4 protein-coding genes are annotated in these 7229 nt (G+C 31.1%); 2 read left to right on the forward strand and 2 right to left on the reverse strand.

Annotated elements, in window-relative coordinates; translation table 11 throughout:
• Nucleotides 1-13 precede the first annotated feature (13 nt).
• A complete protein-coding gene (gene ftsH, locus F811_RS0104345; protein WP_020004065.1) occupies nucleotides 14-2119 on the forward strand; it encodes an ATP-dependent zinc metalloprotease FtsH in 2106 nt (701 codons plus the stop codon).
• A gap of 575 nt (nucleotides 2120-2694) precedes the next feature.
• Here ftsH and F811_RS0104355 read toward each other — a convergent pair.
• Nucleotides 2695-3681 (reverse strand): P1 family peptidase, encoded by a 987-nt coding sequence (locus F811_RS0104355; protein ID WP_020004066.1) that lies wholly within the window; start codon nucleotides 3679-3681, stop codon nucleotides 2695-2697.
• 568 nt (nucleotides 3682-4249) lie between these two features.
• Here F811_RS0104355 and F811_RS0104365 point away from each other — a divergent pair.
• Nucleotides 4250-5758, forward strand: a complete 1509-nt coding sequence (locus tag F811_RS0104365) for a sodium:solute symporter family protein (protein ID WP_020004068.1) — start codon at nucleotides 4250-4252, stop codon at nucleotides 5756-5758.
• A 100-nt stretch (nucleotides 5759-5858) separates the two neighbouring features.
• Here the strand turns inward: F811_RS0104365 and F811_RS0104370 are convergent, their stop codons facing one another.
• Entirely contained in the window at nucleotides 5859-6878 is a 1020-nt protein-coding gene (locus tag F811_RS0104370) for a zinc-dependent alcohol dehydrogenase family protein (protein WP_020004069.1), read from the reverse strand.
• Nucleotides 6879-7229 lie beyond the last annotated feature (351 nt).

Raw genomic sequence — 7229 nt, forward strand, 5'->3', positions numbered from 1 at the left:
ATTTGGAGAATACATGAACAATAACAGCAAAAAGAACAAAAACAATAGAAGACAATCTATACCGCAGTCTGGCGGAGGCGGAAATCAAATAATCATTATACTACTTCTTACTATGGTTGTAGTAATGGCTATAATGTATTTCCAAAAATCACCTCAGGTAAAAGCCGAGGAATGGGATTATTCTACTGTAGTACAAAAAGTTAAAGAAGGGGTTGTTAAAGAGGTAACTATAGTAGATCAAAACATAAGAAACGGAAAAGCTATTGAAACTGTTAACGGCAAAATAACAGAGATAAACTTTTACTCATATATACCTTTTACTGCAAGCGGTTTTGTTAATCTGCTTATAGAAAATAATGTAAAGGTGAGAGGAGAAGCTGAAAAACCTAGTTATTTAAGCCTTATACTTGTAAACTTGCTTCCTATTATACTAATAGGATTTTTGCTTTGGTTTTTTATGTTCAGACAGGTTCAAGGCTCTAATAATAGGGCTATGAGCTTTGGTAAAAGCAGAGCAAGACTTCTTACTAAAGAAGATGTAAAAGTAACTTTCAAAGATGTTGAAGGCTGTAAAGAAGCTAAAGAGGAATTGCAGGAAGTTGTACAGTTCTTAAAAGATGCAAGCAAATTTACAAAACTAGGTGCTAAAATACCTAAAGGCGTACTTTTAGTAGGCCCTCCTGGTACTGGTAAAACTTTACTTGCTAAGGCTGTTGCAGGTGAGGCTAATGTTCCATTCTTTAGTATGTCTGGTTCTGAGTTTGTTGAGATGTTTGTAGGAGTTGGTGCTTCAAGGGTAAGAGATTTATTTGAACAGGGAAAAAGATCTGCTCCTTGTATCATATTTATAGATGAGCTTGACGCTGTAGGAAGAACTAGAGGTGCAGGATATGGCGGAGGTCATGATGAAAGAGAGCAGACATTAAACCAAATGCTTGTTGAAATGGACGGTTTTAATACAGATACTAGAATCATAATATTCGCTGCTACTAACAGACCTGATGTACTTGACCCTGCTTTGCTTCGTCCGGGAAGATTTGACAGACAAGTTGTTGTTGATTTGCCAGACGTTAAAGGAAGAGAAGGAATATTTAAAGTGCATGTTTCAAAAATACAGCATGATCCTTCTATAGACTTGTATCATTTAGCTAGAGCTACACCAGGTTTTTCTGGAGCGGATATTGCTAATATGGTTAATGAGGCTGCTTTAATTGCTGCTAGAAATGATAAATCAAGAGTAGAGCTTTCTGACTTTGAAGAGGCAAGAGATAAAGTTATGATGGGTCCTGAAAGAAGAAGTATTTTAATAAGTGAAAAAGAAAAATTAAATACAGCCTATCATGAAGCAGGACACACTTTAATGGCGGTACTTCTCCAAAACACAGATGCTTTACATAAAGTTACTATAGTTCCTAGAGGAAGAAGTTTGGGTGCTACTTGGACATTGCCTCCAGATGGAAGATATACGCTTCAGAGAAAAAAAGCTATTGATGAAATGTCTTTGCTTTTAGGCGGACGTGTTGCTGAAGAGTTCAAATTCGGTGAAGATTCTGTTACTACTGGTGCTTCTAATGATATAGAAAGAGTTACAGAACTTGCAAGAAGAATGGTATGCGAATGGGGTATGAGCAGACTTGGACCTATATCATTCGGACAAAAAGAACAGCCTATATTTTTGGGTAAAGAAATAGCAAGACATAAAGACTACAGCGAAGAGACTGCTCAGAAAATAGATGAAGAAGTTCATAAGTTTGTAATGAAAGCATACGAAAGAACTAAAAAATTAATAGCTGAAAATGCTGATAAGTTTGAGGCTTTATCTAGAGAATTATTTGAGAAAGAATCTCTTGATATAGAAGATATAGAGAGAATATGCGAAGTAAAATTGGATAAAGTTAAAGACAAATTAGTTTATGCTGGTAAAGACCCTAAAAGGGGAACTGATGAACTTGAAGATCCTTCTGCATATCAAGAGGGAGAAGTAAAAAGTGTTAAAGAAGAAGTATTTAATTCTCCTCTTAAAGTGAAAGCAGAAAACAAGGAAGAAGTAAAATCAATAAAAAAATCTAGTGTAAAAAAAGTGACTTCTCCTAAAAAGAAAAAGACAACAGAAGAATAAAGATAAATATTCAATATAAAAGCCATAGTATAAAAATTACTGTGGCTTTTTATTTATTAAAGATTATTATAAATATTTAAGTATTTTCAATATTAAATATTTCATCAACTTTTTTCATCAAAAAAGATGCTTCAAAAAATTGCTGTTAGTAGCTTTTTATTAATCTATACTGAAAATTTTTAAGTTTGTCAATTTTTTTATTGTTCTTTTTCCCGCCTTCGCTTGCCTATGGCACACAGAGTGGCGGGCTTCACAAAATAACCTTATATCCTCAACAAGCTCGAATACGCTTCGCGAAAGACTGCATTTTTTACTAATATTTGGAGTATTAAGCTACTTTTAATACATATTTTTTAAATATAAAGCTGCAGCATATGCGTTTTTTGCTACTTTTTTGTGCGGCAAAAAAGTAGATAACATATATATAAAGTTCCTCAGTTGACAAACTTAAAAATTTTCAGTATATTCTACCCGCCCACCCCAAAATATATTTTTTAAGCAAAATTAAAAAAATAGAAGCACTAATTTAATAAGCAATTCTAGTTTGTTTTTAATAAAATGTTTAAATTAATTTTTTAATTTTTTATTATATCACTATAAGATTTAAAACCATAAGAGGTCTCAGCACTTTTTACAGCATTATTAATAGCCCTACCCATAACTATTGCTGCAAGAGTTCCTACAGAATCTAAACTAGCATTAATATCACCCACACTCATAGCATAAATACTGTCGCCGTCTACTGTAGTATGCACTGGTTTTATAGCCCTAGCAAAGCCATTATGTGCCATAGAAGCTATTTTTCCCATTTGGGACTTTGTAAACTTGGCATTGGTAATTACAGCTCCTATTGTGGTATTTGTAACTATATTATTATTAGAAGTGAAAGATAAATTATTATTCTGTGTTATTTTTATAAGCTCCTCTTCAGAACTTCTAAATCCGTCTTTATTTTCATTAAGAAGACCTGCAATCATTTTACCGCTGTCATAATCATAAATATCGCCAAAAGCATTAACAGATACTATAGCTCCCACCTTAACATCATCAACTTGTAAAGCATAAAAACCAAGCCCAGACTTCATAGCATAATCAGCACCAAGTATTTTTCCAACACTGGCACCTGTACCTGCTCCGTAATTGCCCATTTTAGGATTATTATTTTGAGCATTAATACAAGCCTCATAAGCCATATTTATATCAGGACGCACTTTATAATCCCCAACACGCAAATCAAATATACAAGACTGACAAACCAAAGGCACCTTTGTAACTCCTACATCAAAACCAATATTTCTCTCTTCTAAATACTTCATAACACCACCAGAAGCATCAAGGGCAAAAGCACTTCCTCCGCTTAAAAGTACAGCATGTATGATTTCAGTAGAAGCAAAAGGTTTTGTAAGTTCGCTTTCTCTTGAAGCAGGTCCTCCTCCCCTAACATCTAGTCCAGTAACAGCACCTCGCTCACATATTATAACTGTGCATCCTGTTGCTGCTTCTTTATTTTGGGCGTTACCTATTTTGATATTTTCTATATCTGTTATTTTTATCTCTTTCATGAAATATATCCTAATTTTATTTAATTGTTTTTATAATATATGGCGATATTATATACTAAATTGATATAATTGTATAATTTTTTTTAGTTGACAAAAAAATTAAAAGTTGTATACTTACGATAAGTAGAAATGTTATGTTTTACTTGATTGAGCATTTTTATAACTTTTTATATTATGCATCAATTTTGGAGTATTTAATAATGAAATATCTAAACATTAACAAATATTCTTCTTCTATCAATGAAGTATCATACCACATATTAGCTCTATTAAGGTGATAGAGCATATCTTTATTTTATCAAATAAAAATTAATTATTTTTTCTCTCTTACTACAAAAAAATAATTAATAATATTCATAAAACTTAAAATAAACAAAACATATTAATAGATTATTACTTTAAGTATTAATTTATATTAAAGGAGTAAATTATGACTGGTTCATGGCTTATGGATTATTTTATTTACGGCTGTGTAATACTTATGATAGTGCCTATTACAGCCTGCATTTTAAGAGCTTTAAAAAATAGTAAAAAAAATTAAAAGATAGTTATTTAGGAGATAATAAAAATGATTACAAATTGGATTATATTGATAATTTCTTCTATTGCCCTTATAGCAATAGGTTACTGGTCGCAGTTAAAAATTAAAGAAGGAGCTTCTGAAGGATTTTTACTAGGAGCTAAATCAATAGGTGCTTTTGTTGGAGCAGGCACTTTGATGGCTACAGGATACAGCGGCTGGGGATTTATAGGATCTCCAGGTACGACTTATGCATACGGAGCTATAGAGATATTTGCTAATTTCTTTTTTGCCCCTGCTATTACTTTCGGAACTTTATTTTTTGCTGGATTTATGAGAAGCAGAGCAGAAGAAAGCGGCGGTTTTACTGTACCAGAATATATTGCTAAAACTCATCATGGCAGTGATAAACAAAAAAGAATAGTTCATGGTTTTGGAGGAATTGCTACCTTTGTATTTTTATCTGTTTATATAATAGGTCAAATAAGAGCTATAGGTTTGGTTGGCTCTCAATGGCTTGGGATATCTGAACATACTGCTTCAATTATATTAATGATTGTAATAATTATATTCACTGTTCAAGGAGGACTTTTAGCTGTTGCTATAACTGATACTATAATGTGTATAGGAATGTTAATTGCTTCTGTAATAGTTTATTTAACTATTGTAAAAGATATACCTATGCTTGAGCTTATTCAAAAAGTAGGAGAAATAAAACCAGAGTTTATTAATCCAGATACTTCTGTTCCTTATGGTAATGCTAAATACAGTGTATTTTTGGTTTTTATATATGCATTTTTATTTACTACAACCCTACCCTACATGTCTGTAAGATTCTTGTCATTTAAGAAAAATGTAAATATACCTTTAATGTCTTTATATATGGCACCTATGGGAATAATATTAAGTTTAGTACCTATAGCAGGACTTTATATGTTTTATAAAAATCCTAATTTACAAAATCCAGACAGTGCTATGCCAGTATTTTTAACAACATATCTTCACCCAGCAATAGGAGGAATGATAATACTATTTATATTATTTGCCATGCTTTCAACAATAAGTTCTGTTTTACAAGCCCTAGCCTCTTCTCTTTCGCATGACTTGGTAGTATCTATTACAAATAAACCAGAAAAAAGCAGTCCTATGACTAACAGACTTGGAGTAATATTTACTGGTGTATGGGGACTTATACTTACATATCTTGCCCCTCAGGGAATGCTTAATAAAATAGCGTATATAGGAACAGGAGGACTTATAGCTATGTTTGTAGGTCCTATAATGATGAGAACTATTGTAAAAGCTAATATTACATCTGCACTTTTATCTATGATTGTGGGTTTGGTAACAAGCACTATATTTATATTAAAACTTAATATAGGCTGGGTAGAAGCTCCTATATTTGCAGGACTTATAGGTTCAGGTGTTTATATAGTATATGGTTTTCTAGCTAATGGTATGAAAAGAATACCTGAAGAAGATAAAATAAAAGAGAGTGAAAATAACATTCAAAATAATAATAATAAAAAAATAGAAGAAGCTGAAGAGACTCTATAAAAATAGAATATATAAAAATTAAGCAGATGTAACTTTGATGTATACTTCTGCTTAATTTTTTATATTAATTTATTTTAATATTTTTAATTAAAACTAAAATCTATGCCTTAATCAACACTTTTCCGTCTTTAAGATATAATTTTTTTGTAAATACATCATTTATATTTTCAAGCTCTACAATATCAGTTATAATATCTGATACATTTATAATATTTGCTTCAAGTAAATGAATAGCTCTTTCAAAAGCATAAGGATTAACAAATGAAGTCTTTATAGTAATTTCTCTTTGGAATAGTTCAAAAGGTTTTATTTTTAATTCATCGTCTGGAGAAGTTAATCCAAACAGCATTACTTCTGCACCTTTTCCTGCATACTTAATAGAATATTCTGCCGTCTGTATTTTTCCTGCACAGTCTATAACCTTATCAACATTAAATATATTATTTTCTTTTAATATATTTTCTGTACTGTCATTAACTGGGTCTATTACTATATTAGCACCATATTTTTTTGCTCTCTCTCTTCTTTTTTCTACAGGCTCAACAGCTATAATATTAACAGCTCCTTTATATTTTACAAGCTGAATCATAATAAGTCCTATATTTCCAGCACCTACTATCATTACAGTATCGCCTTGATTAATATTCATCAAATCAATACCATGAAGACAGCATGAAATAGGTTCGGCCATGGCAGCACTTTCATATGATACGCTGTCGGATACCTTAAAAACTAAATTCTCTTTAACTATAGCATATTCTCCAAATCCGCCATTTAAAGATACTCCTACAGCTGTCATACTATTGCATAGATGTTTCTTTGCATTATTGCAGTAATAGCAGTTATCACAGTAATCATTAGGGTCAATTGCAACTTTATCTCCTATTTTTACTTTAGTTACATTTTTCCCTATTTTTTCTACCTGTCCTGAAAATTCATGTCCCAATATTCTTGGCGGATTAACATCAGTAGAACCTTTCGCCCCTTCATATATATGAACATCTGTACCGCATACACCACAATACTTTACCCTAACTAATACTTCATCATCATTAGGCTCTCTTATATCTAAATCTTCTACAATAATTTTATGTTTTTCATAAAATACTGCCGCTTTCATTTTTAATCTCCTTAAATTTTATATTTTACGGCTTTAAATAATAATTAATTAAATATACTTGTCAATAGTAGAATAGCTATTTTTTATTAGATACTGAAAATTTTTAATTTTAACGAATTTTCTAAGACTATGGAAAGCGGTACGAGTTTTACAATCTTCTCTCAAAATACAAATCGATAAATTAAAAAATCTAGTATGCTTAAAAAGCATACTAGATTTAAAACAACAACAATCCTTAAAAATCTCGATAATAATTGCAACTAAAAAGTTATGCTTGACTTTTTTAGATAAAGAACAGAGTTTATTTCATCAATTAGCATTCCTGCTAAAAAATATCAAAAACAAATGCAG

This window comes from Brachyspira innocens ATCC 29796, from assembly GCF_000384655.1.
GTDB classification, from domain to species: Bacteria; Spirochaetota; Brachyspiria; order Brachyspirales; family Brachyspiraceae; genus Brachyspira; species Brachyspira innocens.